This is a genomic window from Acidobacteriota bacterium (assembly GCA_039028635.1).
Taxonomy (GTDB): domain Bacteria; phylum Acidobacteriota; class Thermoanaerobaculia; order Multivoradales; family JBCCEF01; genus JBCCEF01.
This window is the reverse complement of record JBCCHV010000014.1, coordinates 20,612-39,220: the sequence shown is the minus strand read 5'-3', so window position 1 is coordinate 39,220 and position 18,609 is coordinate 20,612. Positions and strand designations below refer to the sequence as shown.

The window sequence follows — 18,609 nt, the reverse complement described above, 5'->3', positions numbered from 1 at the left end:
ACTGTCAGCTCAAGTTCATCGTTAGTTGAGGCTCCTTGGTCAACCAGGCCCGGACGATGTAGTAGACGCAGCAAACTCCGCAGGCAAATCCGACGAGCAGGGCCACTGCCGAATAGCGACTCTCGACTCCGGCGACTGCTGCGAAGGCGAAGATCGCGAGAATCTGGACCAAAATTGCAGACCAGCCTGCTATCGAGTACCTATAGGCTCCCTCTCTCTTCTCCTTCACCGCGCGATCATGGGCCCGAAGGAAGAAATAGCTCGTTGAGAAGATGAGGCACAGCGGGAGACACATGACATACCCTGGGCCTGCAAGCCCCAGGAGGAACGCAATTCCCGCAACCCCATTCGCCACCGCTCCTAGGAGCACTAGTCCGATGAAGCAGTCCCGACACCAAATACTGCAGGCGATTACGATTGCAAGAATATATCCAAGTACAGAGGCTTGTAGCGCAAGCGGCACGACTAGAATGCCAATCGAGTAGACAATCTGAAAGGCCATAGCTTTCCTTCCTTTCCGCAGATTTAGGAGCCAGGGTCTCGCCGCAGCGCGGAGGTGATAGTCGCGCAGTTGCCCATCAGGGGCCAGTGCTCCGTGGGTGAGTCGAGGAGTGGAGGCGTTGCCCTCACTGCTTCAGCCTTTGGTCGAAGTACCTCTCCCCGCTCCCGATCTCAAGCTGAGCCCAGCTTGGGGCTGCGGGGTTGTCCAGCTTGAATACCTCCACTTGCACCACTGTGCCGTCCTCCAGCGTGAGGGGAAACGAGTTGGAGTCGTCGGCGAAAGCGGCAATCAGCGCGGCGGACGGCTGAGGATTGAGGACCGTCATCGAGCCCTCGATCTCCCCAACTCCTGGCGCGCCCTCGACGAACCACTGCTGGATGCGGAACTCGTACCGCACGGGGATTTGAGCCTCTCCGACGGCGAAAGTGCCGTGGCCGGAGAGGGTCTCGAGGAGGAGGAGTTGGCGAGTCACAGGACTTGAAAGCTGTCCGCTGCGCTGGGCGGCTCCGGGTTGGGCTCCTTGCTCGCCTCTGCGATCCTTCGGTCGGCCTCGAGCACGCTCTTCGTTAGCGCTGCAACCAACTTCTCGGCGTCGGATGCCGGTGGGATTGACTTGGCATCTCCTCGCGTTGCTCCTAGCCCCGCAACCAAGGCCGCTGCGACCGTCTTGCGAACCCAGGTCTGTCGGTAGGTCCCCAACTTCTCGTCACTCATTCCTAGCTCTCCTTACTCAATCCCCCCATCCAGGATGGCGTCGAGCTCGGCCTGGAGGGCGGGATTCATGGTGGCCTCGTGAGGCTTCACCGCACGGCGCTCTTGCCCCGGAGGTGGGATCGTGCTGAACGGCTCGAAGGGGCCGTCCACCGCCTGCGCGCCCAGGTCTAGACGGTACGCGACCCAGCGATCACGCACGGGATTGCAGTACACCAGCTTGATGTCTGGGTCCGAGAGGTGGCTTCGGAAGACCCACTTCTTGCACTTCGGAACCAAGTCGTTCGCTCCGAGTGCCAGCGCGAGTCGGGTGGCCTGCTTCGCGCTCAGAGCGGGATCCCAGGGGCCGGGAAAGGCGGCGACTCCTGTTGGTCGGGCTCGAGGCTTCCCCGCCCTCGTTGGCGCCTCCTCGACAATCGCGGATAGCGCGGTCGACCGGGGCTGGCCTTGGTGGCGAACGACGAACGCGATCACGGCCACAAGAGCGATCCCTGCGGCCAGCATGATGCCGATGGCGATCAGGACGCTCTGGAGGTTGGATCGAGCGCTCATTGGCTCCTGCGAGCTCGCTGCTGCTTCCGCTCACGAAGGATCCGCTCGACTTCGTTGCGGGCGTGGTTGCTGGGGTCGAACTCTGAAAACTCACCAATAGTTCGCCGATTCGCAGGCGATGGTCGGAGATCGGCCGGCAGCGGGATCCCCGCGACGAGCTCAGGAAGCTCGGCGCAGGTCTCCGTTCCGGAGCGGAGAATGTACGCCCGAGTTGGCTCCCCGGGCCAGCCTGAGTAAACGAGGTACTGGCTCCGCTCGGTAGAGTGCCGCCGAAAGTAGTGGAGATCACCGCCACGGATTCCGCAACCGGGCTTTGCGATCGTCCGAAGGACCGGAATCGCTCCGTCGTCTGTTGCTGCGAGCCACCGCCCAGGGTACTCGTGGCCCCGGACAGGTGTCTTCGCCACCTTCGACGCGATCGCGTACGGGCTCGGGCTCAGGGCCGCCCAGGCGACGACTCCAGCTCCGATGACAAGCATCACCATCGTTGCAATGCCCACGGCCTTGAGGTTGCGATCGAACTCCGAAGGTTGAACCGAGACGACGCCGTAGGGGCTCGGTGCCTGCTGAGGGATCGCCTCCCCGCAGAACCGGCACTTGATGGCGGCGTCCTGGATCTCCTCGGTGCAGTAGGGACAGAGTTTCATCGCCCACCTTCCGTCGCGCCGCTATCTTCGAGCGAGACGCCCAGGGTTTCCAAGAGCGGGTCTCGGGCGCGATGCCAGAGTTGCCGGTCCGAGAGGTCGAGGCAACGGAGGGCTTGAAGCAGGTAGGCGGCCCCAAGGGAAGGCTTGCCCGTCTCGAGGTGGCACTCGCCGATTGACACGAGAGCCGCACTCTTGGTCTGGAGGAAGTAGTTGGCGCGAACCACGTGCTTCCTCTGCGACCGAAAGTGATCCTCCAACCAGAAAATGTCCTCGGTATCGACTCCCCGTGGCGAGCCCCGCAGGCCGGGGCGGACACTGGAGTAGACGAGGAATGCGAGGGCCTCGGCGTCCTTCGCAAGGCGCTCCCAGTGGGGGATCGCTTTGGCGCAGCCGCCGGACTTCGCAGCGTCTTCGGCCAGAATCTCGTGCCTTACGATGGCGCGAAAGGTAGGAAGCGGCTTGTCAGAAGGCCAGGTCTCGAGCACTGCGGACGCCGACAAGCAGTGGTCGATTGGCAGGGGCATGCTGGCCTGGGTAATCAGGTTCTCCAGTCTCTGAAGCTCAGGTTGGGCGCTGGCTCCTGAGACGGCAAAGAGAAGCACAACGAGGCCGGAAGCGAAGGACCGCCCGCTCACTCTCTGACCTCGAGAATCAGGCGGAGCTTTGCATCGTCACCTCCCAAGCTTTCCTGAAAGGCATCCTCGGACGGGAAGGTAAAGACAGCCTCCCGGCTTTCGGTCCTGTTCGGGGCAACCACACCCACGAGCCCCTCCGTCACCTTGACTCCAACAATGAACTCGTCTTCCCAGTTTTTCACCAGGGTGTCGCCGGCGAGGAGCTGGACCTGGAGATTGACTTTGTCTCGGCGGTTGATGGTCCGGAGAATTGGCATCACGACGACTTCGGTCCGCTTCTTTTTCCCTTTGCGGTGGAGGAGGGTGACGCTGTCGATCGTCACGCCGCGCGATATGAAGTCGCGAGTGTCTCGGATCAGCCGGGAGGTCTGCTTCGGGAGGTCGACGAAGTGGGCTTTCTTGTCGTCGCCTGCAAGAGGCAGATCGAGAAGCATGGGGGAGGCGATCTCCTGCTGCACTTGGGAGACCTTGGCGTCTTCCGGCGTCGCGGTACGGGCCTCGATCTGGGCCAGGGCTTGGATCGAGAGGAAGCCCGCGAGCACAGCCGTCTTCCACGGCAAAGCACGGCGCATTCGGTATCTCCTCGCCCTAGAGGGCACTGTGGGTTCGCTGCGAGTTTCAATCTTAGTTAGTTTTCGACTTTGCGTTATCGATTTTAGCGGCCATCATTCTTTGCGCCAAGCCTGAATTTCCATGCGGAAATCCAGATGCGTCAATTTCTTAGGGTCGCTTTGAACCTTTGACGATTTTTGGTGCCGCATCTCCGCTTTCTCAGGAACCTCCGAGCAAGAATCTTCAAGAGTCGAGCAGGGTGATTCAAGCGTGGCTGGTGGGGTGGCTTTTAGGGTTGGATGCATCACGAGGTGGTGCCGTCAGCCAAGGGCTTTCCGCACGAATCAAACGCACTGTCCCATCCCACCGGGGACGCAATCGGAGGTCGCCATGAAGAAGACCGTTACGTTCGAGAGCCACGGCCAGAAGCTGGCCGGAGACCTTTATCTACCGGAGAGCGATGCACCGGGCCAGAGCTGGCCGGCGGTCGTTGTCACCGGCGCCTGGACGACCGTGAAAGAGCAGATGGCGGCGACCTACGCTGCCGGCCTGGCCGAGCGCGGATTCGCCGCCCTGGCGTTCGACTTTCGCGGCTGGGGGCAGTCCGAGGGCGCGGAGCGGTTCGTTGAGGATCCGGAGCTCAAGACCGAGGACATCTCCGCCGCCGCGGCCTTTCTCGCCAGCCGTCCGGAGGTCGATTCGGACCACATCGTTGGCCTCGGAATCTGCGCTTCGTCCGGCTATATGAGCGACGCGGCTCGTCAGAACGCTGCCATCCAGGCGATTGCGCTGGTGGCGCCCTGGCTGCACGATGCCGCCATCGTCGAGCAGGTCTATGGCGGATCGGAGGGGGTCGACGGGCTGTTGCGAACGGCCCGTAACGCCGCCGCTGGGGAGGAGCCCGTGGTGATCGAGGCGGCGAGCCTGACCAACGAGTCCGCGCTGATGTTTGAGGCGCCTTACTACACCGAGGAGGATCGCGGGCTGATCCCCGAGTACGACAACCGCTTCGACGTCCGCTCTTGGGAACCCTGGCTGACCTACGACGGTCTGCACGGCGCCGACTCGCTCACCAAGGAGACGCTGCTGGTGCACTCCGAGGCGGCGGCGATCCCGCAGGGCGCCAAGGAGTTCGCTCGTCGTCTGGGAGAGCACGCCGAGACCCTGTGGCTGAAGGACGTCACCCAGTTCGATTTCTACGACCAGCCGCAGGCGGTGGTGACGGCGATCGAGGCGGTCGTGGCCCACTTCCGGGCGGCCCTGCGGCGGGGCGACCGCGATCGCGCGGCGATCGCCAGCGTCGTCGAGAGTGTCGGCGTCCTTGCCGATCAAGGGCGGTTCGAGGTTCTCGAGCAGCTCTACTGGGATGAGGTCGAGGTGGACTACACCAGCCTTTCCGGCGGTGAGGTCGAGCTGAAGAGCGCCCGCGCCTTGATGAACGATTGGGCTGCCGTGCTGCCGGGATTCGACCGCACTCGCCATGAAATCTCGAACGTCGCCGTCACTCTCGATGGCGACCGCGCCGAGGCGACGGCGGAGGTGACCGCCGATCATTGGGTCGGAGAGCTCTTCTGGCAGGTCGAGGGCGAGTACGCCTTCGAGTTGCGGAGCGACGAGGACGACTGGCGGATCTCCCGACACGTCTTCCTGCTGCGACGGGAAGTGGGATCGCGGGACGTGTTCGGGCCTGCCGGCGAGAAGGCGGCGGCCAAGCCCCCGGCCCATCTCCTGCGGCAGCAGACGGAGCAAGCGGTGCGCGGCTTTCTCACCGCCCTCGAAGACAAGGACATGGAGCGGTTCGCGGAGCTTTGGAGCGATGACGCGGTCCAGGACATGCCCTTTTCACCGGACGGCTTCCCGAAGCGGGTCCATGGACGAGAGGGCTTGATCGCCCACTACGCGGCCTGGCCCGAGAACAGCGGCGAGGCGGATTTCACGTCGCAACTCGTGTTCTATCCAATGGTCGATCCCGAGAAGGTCTTCGCGGAGTTTCGCGGCCGGGTCGAGATCGTGCCCACGGGGCGTCTCTACGAGCAGACCTACGGCGGCCTGTTTCACGTCGAGAACGGCAAGATCCGCCTCTTCCGGGAGTACTACGACCCGGCGCCCTTCCGCTACGCCTTCGGGCTAGACGAGAGCTAGGGTTCGTCTCCGAGAGCGTCGCCGGCGCCGTGGCGGGCGGCGCTGATGGCTGCGGTCAGCAGACCTCCGATGGCGCCGAAGGCGAGCAGGCCGACCCAGCGCAGGGCTCCTTTGATGCCCACTGGCTGCAGGACTTGGCCGAGGTGATGGGCGAAGTCGATGCCCTCTTCGGGGTTGCCGAGGGCCGCCATCAAGGCGATCAGGAGCACGCCGGCGACGGCCGTGGCGAGGCCGCCAGCGAGGCCGCGCAGGGCCAGGTTGCGGGTCGAGAGGGGCTCCCTGTGAGAGGTCTTCTCGACCCGGAACTCCGGCTCCCGGGTACCCAACGGAACGAAGCGCGCCAGCAGCAGCAGGCCGGGAATGCCCGCCGGCAGGGTGAGCCAAAAGAAGGTCTGCCAGCCGACGGCGTGCACGGCGTAGCCGGCGATCGGCCCAGAGATGATGCGCGGCAGGCCGAAGAGGCTCGAGAACAGGGCGTACTGGGTCGCCGAGAAGCGTTTCTGGGTCATGCGCAGGAGCAGAGTGGAGAAGGCGCCGGTGCCGAGCCCCTGGGTGAGCACCTCGAAGCCCATGGCGCCGTACATCAGCGGCCGATCGACGCCGCCTTCGGCGGCCACCAGCACATAGCCGACGTTCGAGAAGATCTGCAGGATGCCGAAGATCCACAGCGAATGGCCGAGGCCGATGACGGTGGTCAAGGCGCCGCCGAGGAAGGTGCCGGCGAGCACCGCGATCAGGCCGACGGTGCCGAGGGCAATGCCGCGGTCGAGGTTGCTGTAGCCCATGTCCACCAGGAAGGGCCGTTTGAGGCTGTCGGCGAGGTTGTCGGCGAGCTTGTAGAACAGCACGAAGGCGAGAATCTCGAGGGCGCGGTGGCGCGACAGGAAGCCGACGAAGGGCAGCCAGACTGCCTCCTTGAGGGATTGCGGCGGCCGGCTGGGCTTTTCCGGCGGCGGTGCCTTCCAGGTAATCACCATCATCGGCAGGTAGAGGGCGGCCAGGCCAATGGTGACCCAGGACCAGCCGATGGCACCGGCGAGGGTGATCGCGAAGGCGCCGGCGACCTGCATGGCGGCGCGGTAGACGGCGATGCGGGCGCCGACGGCGACCCCTTGCTCTTCCTGGCGCAGTACATCGACGGCGTAGGCATCGATGGCGATGTCCTGACTCGCCGAGGCGAAGGCGATGGCGAGGGCGAGGGCGCCGACCACCCACGGAGCTTCCGGGTGATCGCCGATGCCGGCGAGGGCGAGGGTGAGGACGAAGAGGGCCACCTGGGCGATCAGGGCCCAGCCGCGTCTGCGCCCGAGGCGGGCGAGGGGCGGCGAGAAGCGGTCCATCCACGGCGACCACAGGAACTTGAAGGTCCAGGGTGCCTGGGCGAGGGTGATCAGGCCGATGGTGCGAATGTCGACACCGGCGTCGCGCAGCCAGTCCGGCAGGGCGATCCACACCAGTCCGAGGGGCAGCCCCGACGAGAAGGACAGCAGCGCCACCGACAGGGTGCGCCACGAGCCCATGGCGGCTCGCAGGCTGGCGAAGGTGCCGAGGCGCTTGGGCTTGCTGTCGCTCATCGGCCGGGGAACAGGGCAGTCAGGAGATCGCCTGCACCCGCTCGGCGAGATCGGCGAGCGAGGTGTCGAGGCGTTGCGCTTCGGTGGTGAGGGCGGTGAGCTTGTCGCGCTCGGCGCGCACGAACCGCGAGTAGGGGGCGATGGACTCCAGAACGCGCCGGATGCTGCGGTCGATCTCGCCCTCGAACTCCTCCGTCAGGGTGGTGACCAGGCGATGGCGGAGATCCTCGATCTTGACCTTGAGGTCGGCCTTGGCGCGCTTGCGCTTGGCCGGAATCACGAACAGGCCGACCACCGCCAGGGTGGAGGCGGCGAGGATGCCGGTGATGTCGACGGCGGTCGAGGTCGCCAAGGTGGCCACCAAGGTGCCGAGGCCGACGGCGCCGGCTTCGAGCAGGGCGGTGCTCGCCAGGGCGCTCTGTACCGATTCCGCCAGCCGCGCCGACTCGCGTCGCCGGTCGAAGCTGTCGACGGTGCGGCGGGCGGCGCCGCCGACGGCCTCGAGGAGACCGCCGCGGTCGAGCTCGAAGCGCGCCTGGGTGCCGCCGACGATGCGGTCTTGGTGGGCCGCCTGGCGAGCGGCGAGACGGTCGCGTACGGCTTCCCACTGGCGCAGCTCGCCGTTGATCATCCAATCGATGATCTCACTCACCTTGTGGTCGATCTGCTGCGGCACGTCGGCGACCACCTGGCGCTCGAAGTCGGCCTGGATCTTGGATCGGTTCATCAGGTCGAAGGCGCGGGTCAGGCGCAGCGTCTCGTCGAAGAACTCGTGGCCACGATTCTCGAAGGCGTGGAGCACCTTCTCGACGTCGGCGAGGCGAAAGCGAAACTCCCGGGTCATGTCCTCGCGGTAGACCTCGAGCTGGCCCTCGATGTCTTCGAGGGCGGTGAAATCACCCCGCAGAAGATCCATCTGGCCATCCACCGAAGCGCGGTAGGTGGTCGCCAGCTTGCGTCCGACGCCGAGCGGATTGAGCAGCTTGAGGCGCAGCCGTTCGCCGGCGTCGAGGGTCTCGACGATGTAGCGTTCGAGGGCCTCGAAGCGGCTGCTCTCGGGAACGGCGTCGCCGGCGAGCTTGGCCTCCAGGGCCTGCAGGGCCGAGACCGGGAAGACGGCGGGTTCGAAGCCCAGCAGGCGTCGGGCGCTGTCGGCGATGAAGGTCTCGATCTCGGCGATGTCCTCGGCCTTGGCGAGGTGGTCGATCTTGTTGACCACCACCACCACCTTCTTGCCCCACTCGCGAATGCCCTCGAGGAAGGCGCGCTCACTCTCGGTGAAGGGACGATCGGCGGAGGTGACGAAGAGCACCAGGTCGGAGGCCGGCACGAATCGCCGGGTGATCGCTTCGTGCTCGCGATCGATGGCGTTGGTGCCGGGGGTGTCGACGATGTGCAGGTGGCGCAGCAGCTCGAGCGGAGCGCTGACCCTGGCCACGCCGTCCTCGATCACCGGCTCGCCGCCGGCTTCGCCATGACCCAGCAGGTGGATGCGGGCGGTGGTCGGCGTGACGCCTTCCTTGAGCAGCCGTTGGCCGACCAGGGCATTGATGAAGGCGCTCTTGCCGGCGTTGAACTCACCGGCCACCACCAGCAGGAAGAGCTCGTCCAGCCGGCGCACCGATTCGGCCAGCAGACGGCGATCCTCGTCGGTCCCTTCGACTCTCTCGAGAAATCTCTCTAAGTCGCTGAGGGCCTGACGGTTGTCGTCGAGGAGCTGGTCGTGTTCCGGGGCGAGAAGAGGCTTGATCATGGGCGCGCGACCGAATCTAGCATGGGGTTCGTCGCAGAAGCCTGGGGCCGCGCCGTCGCCGGGCGAGCGGTCATCCTGGTGAGTGTCCTTAGTAGACTTTTTTGAATTTTTCTTCTCATTTTTGGAAAATCTGACGAAATACTCTGAGATCAATGGACTTTTGTTGTTTTCAAAGGAAGAGAATTACCTTTGGGGAAATTCCATGGAAATCTTCAATATATTGATATTAAAGGGTTTGTTATTGATCTGTGGGCGGAAGATGTGTAGAGTTCGCGCATGTCCGAGAATGACCGCCTCGATCTGGCTCTGAAAATCTTGCGCATCGCGCGAGGCATGAGTCAGAAACAACTGGCCGCGACCTCGGGCGTACGCAACAACGCGATTTCGAAGTATGAGAGCGGCAAGGCGACGCCCAAGTACGACACGTTGCTGCGGCTGACCGATGGCCTCGGCTTGACCGTGACCCAGCTTCAGGTTGCCAAGGAATTCGTCGCCGACATCAATCGCCTGGCGGCGATCGAAGGGGACGGCGCGGAGGCGGCCCAGGACGGCATCGATCGCCAGGGAAACGGCATCGCCCTGGGGCACCAGATCGATCAGGTGTCGAAGGATGCCGGGCGGGTGGTGGAGCGCCTGTCGGCGCTGATGTTGGAGCTCGTCGCCCGCGGTCAGCGGTCCGAAACACCCACCGACGACTGAAACCTACCTCGCGCGGTCGAGCCCAGGACCTTCTGCTCGGGCTCAGTCCGCTGTCGCGGGCCTGCCCTGCCAGTCGGCGAGCACCGCCAGCACCTCGTCGATATCGGCGGCGGTGTGGTCGGCGCAGATCTGAAAGCGAATCTCCTCGTCCCCGCGCGGCACCACCGGGTAGGCCAGACCGGTGGCGAGGACGCCCTGCTCGAACAGGTGGCGCACCAGGTCCTGGGTGCGGGCGGTGTCCCGGACCAGCAGCGGGACCACCGGGTGGGGGCCCGGAATGATCTCGTAGCCGAGGGCCACCAAGCCGTCTTCGAAACGGCGCGTGAGATCGCGCAGGTGGGCCAGCAGGCCGAGGCCGCGCTCGCTGTCGAGGATCTCGATGGCGCGGTGGGCGGCGGTCGCCTCGCCGGCGGTGATCGGGTTGGAGTAGATGTAGAGCGGGGCCGACTCGCGCAGAAAGGTGATCACCTCCCGGCTCGACGTCACGTAGCCGCCGTTGACGCCGAAGGCTTTGCCGAGGGTCGCGATCAGGACGTCGGCCTGGCCACCGGTGTGCTCCTCGGTACCGCGGCCGGAATGGCCGAAGGCGCCGGCGCCGTGGCTGTCGTCGACCACCACCACGACGTTCTCGGAGAACTTCTCGTCGTAGCGCCGCGCCGTCTCCACGACCTCCGCCAGCGGCGCGTGGTCGCCGCGCATCGAGAAAATGCCGTCGGTCACCAGCAGCACGCGCTCGGCCTTGGCGGCGACAGCCTGATCGAGGGCGCGAGCCAGGTCGGCGACGTCGTTGTGGCGGTAGATCGCCTTGCCGAGGGGCCGCGCCATGCGCATGCCGTTGATGATGCAGTTGTGGTTGAGCTCATCGCTGACGATGAAGGTGCCCTTGGTAGTGAGGGGCACGAGCACGCCGACCACGGTGGCGTAGGCGGAGCTGAAGATCATCGCCTCTTGCCGTCCGTGAAAGCGCGCTAGGCGCTCCTCGAGGGCGACGTGTGCGGTGCAGGTGCCGCTGATGAAACGCACCGCCCCGGGGCCTGCTCCGAAGCGCTGAGTGCCCTCTTCTTCGGCGGCCATCACCTCGGGATCGAGGGACAGGCCGAGGTAGGAGTTCGAGTTCATGCGCAGGAAGGGCCGCTCGCCTTCGCCGGCGAGGCGGTAGCGGGGACCGCGGCCGTCGGCCGCCGGCAGGGTGGCCGTGACGACTTTCTCTTCGCCCTTGGCGGTGCCGGCGGCGTGGAGGTCCTGAACCTGCTGGGCGAGGGTCGAAGCGAGGCGGTCGAGGGGCATGAGGTCTAGGTCTCCGTAGACTTGTGGGCTAGTCCGAGGGAACCGTCGCCAACCCCAGCTTGCGCGACAGGTTTTCGAGCATGTCCCGGGTCATCGCGGCGAGGTCGTAACGGTGTTGCCAGCCCCATTGCCGTCGCGCCGCCGAGTCATCGAGGCGGCGGGGCCAGGAGTCGGCGATCGCCTGGCGCACCGGATCGATGCGGTAGTCGATCTCGAAGCCCGGGCGATGGCGGCGGATTTCCGTCGTCAGGAGCTCGGGAGTGAGCTGCATGGCGGTGACGTTGAAGGCATTGCGGTGCTCGAGATGGGTGGCGGGGGCTGCCATCAGCTCGATGGCGGCGCGCACCGCATCGGGCATGTACATCATGTCGAGCTGGGTATCGGCCGACAAGAAGCAGGTGTAGCGGTCGTCCTGCAGGGCGCCATAGAAGATGTCGACGGCGTAGTCGGTGGTGCCGCCTCCGGGCTCGGCGGCCCACGAGATCAATCCCGGGTAGCGCACGCCGCGAACGTCGAGGCCGTAGCGCTGGGCGTAGTAATCGCACAGCAGCTCGCCGGCGACCTTGGTGACGCCGTAGATCGAGGTCGGCCGCTGCAGCGTGTCCTGGGGTGTCGGATCGGGCGGCGTCGAGGGGCCGAAGGCGGCGATCGAGCTCGGCACGAAGAGGGCGCAGCCGGCCTGGCGCGCCACCTCGAGGGCGCTCTCGAGGCAGCCCATGTTGATCTGCCAAGCGCGCTGTGGATTTTCTTCCCCTTTGGCCGAGAGCAGGGCCACCAGGTGGAAGACGACGTCCGGCCGATGCTCGTCGACCAGCCGCGCGAAGGCCTTGCGATCGGTGCAGTCGAGGCGTGCCGAAGGACCCGAGGTCGAGATCTCGCGGATGTCCGTGGCGAGGACCGCTTGCTCGCCGTAGCGGGCTCGCAGGGCCGGCACCAGCTCGGAGCCGAGCTGGCCGGCGGCTCCCGTGACCAGGGCGCGGGTCATGGCCGGAGGCGAGCGCGGGGCGGGCTGGGGTGCAACGGCGACGGCATCGACATGGGAGATCTCCAGGAGTGAGAACGGGCGGGATTATAACCCTGCTGCAGGCTGGCGGCGGACGAGCTCGGTGGCGCGCCGGACGCAGTCCGGGACGGCGGCTCCAGTGCGGTAATTGCCGAGCAGATGGAGGCCCGGGAGCTCGCTTTCGAGGTCCGTCGCCAAACGCTCGAAGCGAGCGTGGCCGATTTCGAGCTGAGGCAGGGCGCGGGGCCAGCGCTGCAGATGCCGAAAGCTCGCCGGAGCGCTGGCGCCGAGGGCTCGGGTGAGATCGGCCTCGGCCAGGGCGATCAACTCGTCGTCCTCGCCGGCGAGCACTTCGGGATCGGTGCTGCCGCCCAGGAAGACGCTCAGGGCCACCTGGCCCTCGGGGGCGCGGTGCGGGAACAAGGTGGACGCGAAGAGGCCGCCGAGGAGCTTCAAGCCGGTGTTGCGAGGGGCCAAGAACCCGAAGCCGTCGAGGGGGTGAGCGATGGCCTCCCGGGGGTATCCCAGGGAAATCACCGCCAGCGGGGCATAGGGCAGCTCCCGGAGCGCAGCGGCGCGGCCGCCGGTCGTCGCCTCCAGGAGGTCGGCAGCGATATCCGCCGGCGTCGTCAGCACCAGTTGGCGGCAGCGGACCGTGTGGGATTCGTCGTTGCCTCGCCGCAGCTCGCAGCGAAAGCGGTCGCCCTTCTGGTTGACGGAGAGACAGGTGGTGGCGGTGTGGAGGCGGTCGCCGAGGACTTCGGCGAGGCGGTGCGGCAGGGTCTCCTGACCGTCGCGAAAGGACATCAGGGCACCCCGGCCGGTCGCCTCGCGGCCTTTAGCCGGTGCTTGCGACCGCCGGGCCCGCCGCGCGGCACGCAGGCCCCGCAACAGGCTGCCGTGCCGGTCTTCGAGCTCGGCGAGCTTCGGTAGCGCCCAGCGCAGCGACAGGCGTTCCGGATCGCCGGCATGGATGCCCGACAGGAACGGTGCCACCGCCCGCTCGAGAATCTCACCACCCAGGCGGCGACGGACGAAGTCGCCCACCGACTCCTCTTCCGGCGGTGGCGGCGGCGCCCAGGGCTCGCGCAGCAGCCGTAGCTTGGCGGCGGCGCTGAACAGAGGAGAGCGCAGCAGGGACAGCGGGCTGTCGGGCAGGGCAGCCAGCCGCCCGCGATGCCACAGGTAGCGGTAGCGGGCGGCCGGTGACGCCGTCAGTCGTTGATCTTCGAGGCCGAGGTCGCGCACCAGGGCGCGGATGGTGGGCTCTCCGTCGAGAATCGTGTTGGGACCGAGCTCGAAGCTCCAGCCGTCGCGGCGCAGAGTCCGGATGGCGCCGCCGACGGTCTCTCGCCGCTCGGCCACCAGCACCCGCTGGCCCGCTTCCTGGAAGCGGTAGGCGGCGGTCAGGCCGCTGATGCCGGCACCGACGACGAGCACGTCGACCTCGGTCGGCGAGAGGGATGGCATCGGGCGGGGCGGGGGCCGATCAGCGGCCCGTTAGCTGCAGCTCCGTTTGCGGCGGCAGCGCTTCGATGCGGAGGACCTGATAGGGCGGGTCGCCTTCCCAGCGCACTTCGAAGGAAAAGCTCACCTTGTCGCCGATCTCGACTTCCGAGAGATCGACCTCGGAGGCCACCGGAAAGGGCATCGTCATGGACGGCATGCCGACGATCTCGCCATCGAGATCGCGGAACTCGTCGATCGCCTCGTGATGCAGGTAGAGGGCCGATTCGACGGCACTCTCGCCGGGCAGGGAGACGACCTGGGCGCGGCTGTCGTAGATGGTTCCCGGCACCGCTTCCGGCTCGGCGTCGCCGCAGCCCAGCCAGGGCAGTGAGAGAAGGATGAGGAGGGGGGAGATTCGCAGCATGCTGGCGGTCTTTCTTCGACCCGCGAATCGTAGCACCGAGTCGATCTTCGGGGGCTCGCCGTGTGAGAGGATTCGGCGGGCTTTCGACAGCTCGTCGAGCGGCGATGGCCGCCGGGGCCGGGGGTGAGAGCGATCCCCGTGGAATTGGCTCGAGAGGCTCCTCGAAGGCTCACCGGTGCGGATTTCTGGCGCGAACGATTCGGAGGACGACAGACGATGAACCCATTGCGACGGTTGAGCGATCAAGGGCAGGCGGTCTGGCTCGATTTCATTCGCCGCAAGCTGCTCGTCGACGGTGGCCTGGCGCGGCTGATCGAAGCCGACGGCTTGCGCGGCATGACGAGTAACCCGTCGATCTTCCAGCAGGCCATCGGTGGCAGCGATGACTACGACGAGGAGCTCCAGGAGCTCCTGGGCCGGCGTCCCGCGACCACCGCCAGCGAGCTCTACGAGGCGCTGGCGATCGAGGACATCCGGCGGGCGGCGGATTTGCTGGCGCCGGTCTACGGCGACACCGGTGGGGACGACGGTTACGTCAGCCTCGAGGTGTCGCCTTACCTGGCCCACGACACCGAGGCCACCCTGGTCGAGGCGCGCCGCCTTTGGCAGGCCGTCGACCGGCCCAACCTGATGATCAAGGTGCCGGGGACGGCGGCCGGCGTGCCGGCGATCGAAGAGCTGACGGCGGAGGGCATCAACGTCAACGTCACGCTGCTCTTCTCCCTCTCCGACTACGAGGCGGTGGCGCAGGCCTACGTGCGCGGGCTGGAGCGCTGCACCCGGCCACAGCAGGTGGCGAGCGTCGCGTCCTTCTTCGTCAGCCGGGTCGATTCCGCCATCGACCGCCAGCTCGACGGGATCGCGGGCGCCGAGGCCCTCCTCGGCAAGGCGGCGATCGCCAACGCCAAGGTCGCCTACCGTCGCTTCCAAGAGATCTTCGGCGATTCCCGGTTCGCCGCTCTGAAGGCCCGCGGAGCCCGCCCCCAGCGCGTCCTTTGGGCCAGCACCAGCACCAAGAACCCGGCCTATCGCGACGTCCTCTATGTCGAAGAGCTGATCGGTCGCGATACCGTCAACACCCTGCCTCCGAAGACCCTCGAGGCCTTCCGCGATCACGGGGAGGTGCGCTCGACCCTCGACCAGGGGGTCGACGAGGCGCGCGGGCAGCTCGCCGCCCTCGCCGATCACGGCGTCGACCTCGACGCCGTCACCGACCAGCTGCAGGCCGATGGCGTGGCCGCCTTCGCGCGTTCCTTCGACGATCTCTTGGCGGCCGTCGAGGGCAAGCGGCGGGCGGTACTGGCGCAGTCCGTGGCGGCCCTCGAAACCACCCTCGGGGACAGCCGCTGGCGGGTCCATCGGCGTCTTCAGAGTTGGCAGGACGAGCGCTTCTCCGAGCGCCTGTGGCGTCGCGACCCGACCCTTTTCGGCAGCGACTGGGCGCCGGAGCTGGTCGACCGCCTCGGCTGGCTGGCCTTGCCCGAGAGCATGCGCCCGCGGCTGGCGAATTTCACCGCCTTCGCCGACGAGATCCGCGGCGAGGGCTTCGAGCGGGTGCTGCTTCTCGGCATGGGCGGCTCGAGCCTGGCGCCGGAGGTTTTCCAGGCGGTGTTCGGCAATGCCGCTGGCTACCCGCGGCTGGTGGTCGGCGACAGCACCCACCCGGCGGCGGTGTCGGCGCAGCTCGCCGACGGCGACCTCGCCAAGACCTTGGTGGTCGTCGCCAGCAAGTCCGGCTCGACCCTCGAGACGGACTGCCTGCGTCGTCTTCTGTGGCAGCGGCTGGCGGCGGTCGTCGATCAGCCCGGCCGTCACTTCGTGGCGATCACCGATCCCGGATCGGGCCTCGCCGCTCGGGCGCGCGAGGACGGCTATCGCCGTATCTTCGAGGCGCCGCCGGACGTCGGCGGCCGTTACTCGGCCCTCAGTCCCTTCGGCTTGCTGCCGGCGGCCCTCATCGGCGTCGACCTCGAGCGCTTCCTGCACCGCGCCGTCGCCATGGCCGAGGCCTGCTCGTCGCGCCGCTCGGAGCTGGTCAACCCTGCCCTCGAGCTGGCGGCGGTGCTGGCCGAGGAAGGCGCCGCCGGCCGCGACAAGATCACCTTCATGACCTCGCCGCGGCTGTCGTCCTTTCCCGATTGGCTCGAGCAGCTGATCGCCGAGAGCCTGGGCAAGGACGGCCGCGGCCTGCTGCCGGTGGTCGGCGAAGGCGCGACGGCCCCGGGGGACGATCGTCTGTTCGTGATCTTCGAGCTCGCCGGGGACGAAGCCGTCGCCCTGCCGGAAGCGGGTCGCGCGGTGGTTCGCCTGCGCCTCGCCGATCCGCACGATCTGGCCGGCGAGATCTTCCGCTGGGAGATGGCCACCGCGGCGGCCGGCGTCGCCCTCGGTGTCCAGCCCTTCGATCAGCCCGATGTGCAGCTCGCCAAAGAGCTCACCCAGCGCGCCATGGCTCCCGCCGCCGATGCGGCGGCCGCGGCTCCCGAGGCGCAGCCGGTGGTTGCCGGCGGTGGGGCTTTGCAGGGCTGGCTCGCCGGGGCCGACTACGTCGCGGTGATGGCCTACCTGCCGCCGACGGGCGAGATCGTGGCGCTGCTCGATGACCTCCGCCGCGCCCTGTCGCGCCACGCCGGCTGCGCCGTCACCGTCGGTTTCGGGCCGCGCTTCCTCCATTCCACCGGCCAGCTCCACAAGGGCGGGCCGGCAGGCGGCCGGTTCGTGCAGCTCATCGATCAGCCGCCGGCAGACCTAGAGGTCCCAGGCAAGGACTTCGGTTTCGCCGCCTTGGTGCGCGGTCAGGCCGACGGCGACGCCGCCGCCCTGGTGGCCAGGCAGCGCGAGCTGCGGCGCTTCGACCTCGGGAGCGACGGCGCCGCGGGATTGCGCGCCCTGGTCGATCAGCTCGCCGCCGTCGCCGTCTGAGGGCTGGTGTGGTGCCCTTCGCGGCGGGTCCTCCTCGGGATGAGCTGGTGGTGGTCGCGACCAGCCCCGAGCTCGCTTCGGCGGCGGCCGCGGCGATCGCCGCAGACCTGCGCCGGGCGGTGGCCGATCGTGGCGCCGCCTCCCTGGTACTCGCCGGAGGATCGACGCCGCGCCCGGTGTACGAGCTGCTGGCCGCGGCGGAGCTGCCCTGGGATCGCATCGAGCTCTTCTTCGGCGACGAGCGTTGCGTCCCTCCGGACCATGACGACAGCAACTTCGCCATGGTCGAGACCTGTCTTCTCAGAGCCTTGCCGGGCCCGCCGCCGGCGGTTCATCGCATCCGCGGCGAGCTCGGGCCGCGCGCCGCGGCGCGCGCCTACGACCAGGTGCTCCGCAAGCACTGCGAGGCCCGTGGCGGTTGGGACGTGGTTCTGCTCGGCCTGGGGGAGGACGGCCACACGGCGTCGCTGTTCCCGGCAGCTTTGCCGACCGAGGATGGTCGGCTGGCGGCGGAGGGGCGAGCGCCGGTGGTGCCGCACGAGCGGGTGACCTTCACTCTGCGAGGGTTGGCGTCTTGCCGGCAGGTGGTGTTCTTGGCGCGCGGTGCGAGCAAGCTGCCGGCGCTGCGCTCCGTGCTGGCGTCCTCGCCGGCGCAGAGTGGCGTCCCGCCGGCGGCGCTGGTGGCCGGGCGGCGGCGCTGGTTCGTCGACCTCGCCGCCCTCACCGGCGTTTCGTAGGCAGCCTCGCTCAGCCCGTGGCGGCGAGGTTTTTCTTCAGGAAAGTGAGGGCCTTGTACCAGGCGTCGCGCGCCGCTTCCGGCTGATAGCGCGTGCCGGAGGGATTGGCGAAGGCATGGTCGGCGTCTTCATAGACGTGGATCTCGGCGGCCTTGCCGAGCTTCCCGAGGGCGGCCTCGAAGGCTTCGACCTGAGCGACCGGAATGCCCCCGTCGAGGGCTCCGAAGAGGCCGAGGATGGGCGTTGTGAGATCGGCCAGGATCGCTTCGTCGGTCACCAGGCGACCGTAGTAGATGATCGCCGCGTCGAGCTCGCCCGGGTGCAGGAGGGCGGCCTGTAGCGACCAGCCGCCGCCGAAGCACCAGCCGATGGCGCCGGTGGTCGGGACCGACCACTGACTCTCCAAGAAGTCGTGCGCCAGGCGCAGGTTCTCCTCGCCGGCAGCGCTGTCGGTCATCGCCGCCTGCATCAGGCTGCGGGCCGAGTCGCGATCCTCGGCGACCTCGCCGCCGTAGAGGTCGACGGCCAGCGCCACATAGCCCTCCTGGGCCAGCATGCGCGCCATCGTCTCGATGTTCTCGTTCAGTCCCCACCATTCGTGGATCACCAACAGCCCGGGGTACTCACCCGGTTGACTGCCGGCTGGCCGGGCGAGATAGCCCGACAGCTCGAGGTCCCCCTGCTGCCCATAGACCACCCGCTCGCTCTCGACGTCGAGCACCTTTCCGGCGGCGCGCTGGGCGTCGGCGGCCACCGGCTCGTCGTTGGCATGCTCGTGGGCCATGCGGTCGGTGTGGGAGTGCTCACCGGCGCAGGCGGCGAGCAGGGCGAAGAGGCTCGGGATCAGCAGGACTTTGCACAGGCGCATGGTCGGGCTCCTTGGGTTGGTTTCGCGGCGGGACCCTATCAAGGGCCGGTGGCCGCTGCCTGATCGACCTCGAGGGGCCGCCATCCCGCCGGTGGTCGACCGGCGCGATTGCCCGGCCTGGCAGGGCCCGCTTTGTGGGAAGATTGCCGACA

18 protein-coding genes are annotated in these 18,609 nt (G+C 67.4%); 4 read left to right on the top strand and 14 right to left on the bottom strand.

Features of this window, described 5'->3' with window-relative positions:
• Window positions 1–4: 4 nt before the first annotated feature.
• The 7 genes from AAF604_08100 to AAF604_08070 form a co-directional block, all read right to left on the bottom strand.
• Window positions 5–502 carry a hypothetical protein gene (locus AAF604_08100; GenBank protein MEM7049605.1) on the bottom strand — a complete coding sequence of 166 codons (498 nt, stop codon included), beginning with the start codon at window positions 500–502 and terminating at the stop codon, window positions 5–7.
• A gap of 124 nt (window positions 503–626) precedes the next feature.
• The gene (locus AAF604_08095) at window positions 627–974 is read right to left on the bottom strand and encodes a hypothetical protein (protein MEM7049604.1); all 348 of its coding nucleotides are present in this window, start codon (window positions 972–974) and stop codon (window positions 627–629) included.
• A complete protein-coding gene (locus tag AAF604_08090; GenBank protein ID MEM7049603.1) occupies window positions 971–1,216 on the bottom strand; it encodes a hypothetical protein in 246 nt (81 codons plus the stop codon). The genes AAF604_08095 and AAF604_08090 overlap by 4 nt, the downstream gene beginning before the upstream one ends.
• Before the next feature lie 12 nt (window positions 1,217–1,228).
• Window positions 1,229–1,765 carry a hypothetical protein gene (locus tag AAF604_08085; protein ID MEM7049602.1) on the bottom strand — a complete coding sequence of 179 codons (537 nt, stop codon included), beginning with the start codon at window positions 1,763–1,765 and terminating at the stop codon, window positions 1,229–1,231.
• Window positions 1,762–2,412: a hypothetical protein gene (locus tag AAF604_08080; GenBank protein ID MEM7049601.1), complete on the bottom strand. Its 651-nt coding sequence runs from the start codon at window positions 2,410–2,412 to the stop codon at window positions 1,762–1,764. Before AAF604_08080 ends, AAF604_08085 begins: the two co-directional genes overlap by 4 nt.
• Window positions 2,409–3,047: a hypothetical protein gene (locus tag AAF604_08075; GenBank protein MEM7049600.1), complete on the bottom strand. Its 639-nt coding sequence runs from the start codon at window positions 3,045–3,047 to the stop codon at window positions 2,409–2,411. The genes AAF604_08080 and AAF604_08075 overlap by 4 nt, the downstream gene beginning before the upstream one ends.
• The gene (locus tag AAF604_08070; GenBank protein MEM7049599.1) at window positions 3,044–3,619 is read right to left on the bottom strand and encodes a hypothetical protein; all 576 of its coding nucleotides are present in this window, start codon (window positions 3,617–3,619) and stop codon (window positions 3,044–3,046) included. The genes AAF604_08075 and AAF604_08070 overlap by 4 nt, the downstream gene beginning before the upstream one ends.
• Window positions 3,620–3,989: 370 nt before the next feature.
• Here AAF604_08070 and AAF604_08065 point away from each other — a divergent pair, with 370 nt between their 5' ends.
• On the top strand, window positions 3,990–5,741 hold the full coding sequence (locus tag AAF604_08065) for a nuclear transport factor 2 family protein (protein ID MEM7049598.1): 1,752 nt from the start codon (window positions 3,990–3,992) through the stop codon (window positions 5,739–5,741).
• On the opposite strand, the gene AAF604_08060 is transcribed toward AAF604_08065, so the two are convergent.
• Entirely contained in the window at window positions 5,738–7,315 is a 1,578-nt protein-coding gene (locus tag AAF604_08060; protein MEM7049597.1) for an MFS transporter, read from the bottom strand. The two genes, AAF604_08065 and AAF604_08060, sit on opposite strands and share 4 nt — an antisense overlap.
• Before the next feature lie 19 nt (window positions 7,316–7,334).
• Window positions 7,335–9,068, bottom strand: coding sequence for a dynamin family protein (locus AAF604_08055; GenBank protein MEM7049596.1), 1,734 nt, complete (start codon window positions 9,066–9,068; stop codon window positions 7,335–7,337).
• Between the two features lie 276 nt (window positions 9,069–9,344).
• On the opposite strand from AAF604_08055, the gene AAF604_08050 reads away from it, so the two are divergent.
• Complete coding sequence (locus AAF604_08050) at window positions 9,345–9,767, top strand: helix-turn-helix transcriptional regulator (GenBank protein MEM7049595.1); 423 nt, start codon at window positions 9,345–9,347, stop codon at window positions 9,765–9,767.
• A 42-nt stretch (window positions 9,768–9,809) separates the two neighbouring features.
• Here AAF604_08050 and AAF604_08045 read toward each other — a convergent pair whose 3' ends face one another.
• From AAF604_08045 to AAF604_08030, 4 genes are all read right to left on the bottom strand, one after another.
• Window positions 9,810–11,054 carry an aminotransferase class I/II-fold pyridoxal phosphate-dependent enzyme gene (locus tag AAF604_08045; GenBank protein ID MEM7049594.1) on the bottom strand — a complete coding sequence of 415 codons (1,245 nt, stop codon included), beginning with the start codon at window positions 11,052–11,054 and terminating at the stop codon, window positions 9,810–9,812.
• Window positions 11,055–11,082: 28 nt separating this feature from the next.
• Window positions 11,083–12,039 carry an NAD-dependent epimerase/dehydratase family protein gene (locus AAF604_08040; GenBank protein MEM7049593.1) on the bottom strand — a complete coding sequence of 319 codons (957 nt, stop codon included), beginning with the start codon at window positions 12,037–12,039 and terminating at the stop codon, window positions 11,083–11,085.
• Window positions 12,040–12,123: 84 nt separating this feature from the next.
• The gene (hemG, locus tag AAF604_08035) at window positions 12,124–13,497 is read right to left on the bottom strand and encodes a protoporphyrinogen oxidase (protein MEM7049592.1); all 1,374 of its coding nucleotides are present in this window, start codon (window positions 13,495–13,497) and stop codon (window positions 12,124–12,126) included.
• A 49-nt stretch (window positions 13,498–13,546) separates the two neighbouring features.
• Window positions 13,547–13,930, bottom strand: coding sequence for a copper-binding protein (locus AAF604_08030; GenBank protein MEM7049591.1), 384 nt, complete (start codon window positions 13,928–13,930; stop codon window positions 13,547–13,549).
• Window positions 13,931–14,146: 216 nt separating this feature from the next.
• On the opposite strand from AAF604_08030, the gene AAF604_08025 reads away from it, so the two are divergent.
• Window positions 14,147–16,852: a bifunctional transaldolase/phosoglucose isomerase gene (locus AAF604_08025; protein ID MEM7049590.1), complete on the top strand. Its 2,706-nt coding sequence runs from the start codon at window positions 14,147–14,149 to the stop codon at window positions 16,850–16,852.
• An 8-nt stretch (window positions 16,853–16,860) separates the two neighbouring features.
• Window positions 16,861–17,589: a 6-phosphogluconolactonase gene (gene pgl, locus AAF604_08020; GenBank protein ID MEM7049589.1), complete on the top strand. Its 729-nt coding sequence runs from the start codon at window positions 16,861–16,863 to the stop codon at window positions 17,587–17,589.
• 10 nt (window positions 17,590–17,599) lie between these two features.
• Here pgl and AAF604_08015 read toward each other — a convergent pair whose 3' ends face one another.
• Complete coding sequence (locus tag AAF604_08015; protein ID MEM7049588.1) at window positions 17,600–18,457, bottom strand: dienelactone hydrolase family protein; 858 nt, start codon at window positions 18,455–18,457, stop codon at window positions 17,600–17,602.
• Window positions 18,458–18,609: the final 152 nt, after the last annotated feature.

Excerpts from the sequence above, each read along its gene's own strand:
- AAF604_08100 (MEM7049605.1), bottom strand. The coding sequence starts at position 502 with ATGGCCTTTCAGATTGTCTACTCGATTGGCATTCTAGTCGTGCCGCTT.
- AAF604_08090 (MEM7049603.1), bottom strand. The coding sequence starts at position 1,216 with ATGAGTGACGAGAAGTTGGGGACCTACCGACAGACCTGGGTTCGCAAG.
- AAF604_08085 (MEM7049602.1), bottom strand. The coding sequence starts at position 1,765 with ATGAGCGCTCGATCCAACCTCCAGAGCGTCCTGATCGCCATCGGCATC.
- AAF604_08080 (MEM7049601.1), bottom strand. The coding sequence starts at position 2,412 with ATGAAACTCTGTCCCTACTGCACCGAGGAGATCCAGGACGCCGCCATC.
- AAF604_08070 (MEM7049599.1), bottom strand. The coding sequence starts at position 3,619 with ATGCGCCGTGCTTTGCCGTGGAAGACGGCTGTGCTCGCGGGCTTCCTC.
- AAF604_08065 (MEM7049598.1), top strand. The coding sequence starts at position 3,990 with ATGAAGAAGACCGTTACGTTCGAGAGCCACGGCCAGAAGCTGGCCGGA.
- AAF604_08060 (MEM7049597.1), bottom strand. The coding sequence starts at position 7,315 with ATGAGCGACAGCAAGCCCAAGCGCCTCGGCACCTTCGCCAGCCTGCGA.
- AAF604_08055 (MEM7049596.1), bottom strand. The coding sequence starts at position 9,068 with ATGATCAAGCCTCTTCTCGCCCCGGAACACGACCAGCTCCTCGACGAC.
- AAF604_08050 (MEM7049595.1), top strand. The coding sequence starts at position 9,345 with ATGTCCGAGAATGACCGCCTCGATCTGGCTCTGAAAATCTTGCGCATC.
- AAF604_08045 (MEM7049594.1), bottom strand. The coding sequence starts at position 11,054 with ATGCCCCTCGACCGCCTCGCTTCGACCCTCGCCCAGCAGGTTCAGGAC.
- AAF604_08040 (MEM7049593.1), bottom strand. The coding sequence starts at position 12,039 with ATGACCCGCGCCCTGGTCACGGGAGCCGCCGGCCAGCTCGGCTCCGAG.
- AAF604_08030 (MEM7049591.1), bottom strand. The coding sequence starts at position 13,930 with ATGCTGCGAATCTCCCCCCTCCTCATCCTTCTCTCACTGCCCTGGCTG.
- AAF604_08025 (MEM7049590.1), top strand. The coding sequence starts at position 14,147 with ATGAACCCATTGCGACGGTTGAGCGATCAAGGGCAGGCGGTCTGGCTC.
- AAF604_08015 (MEM7049588.1), bottom strand. The coding sequence starts at position 18,457 with ATGCGCCTGTGCAAAGTCCTGCTGATCCCGAGCCTCTTCGCCCTGCTC.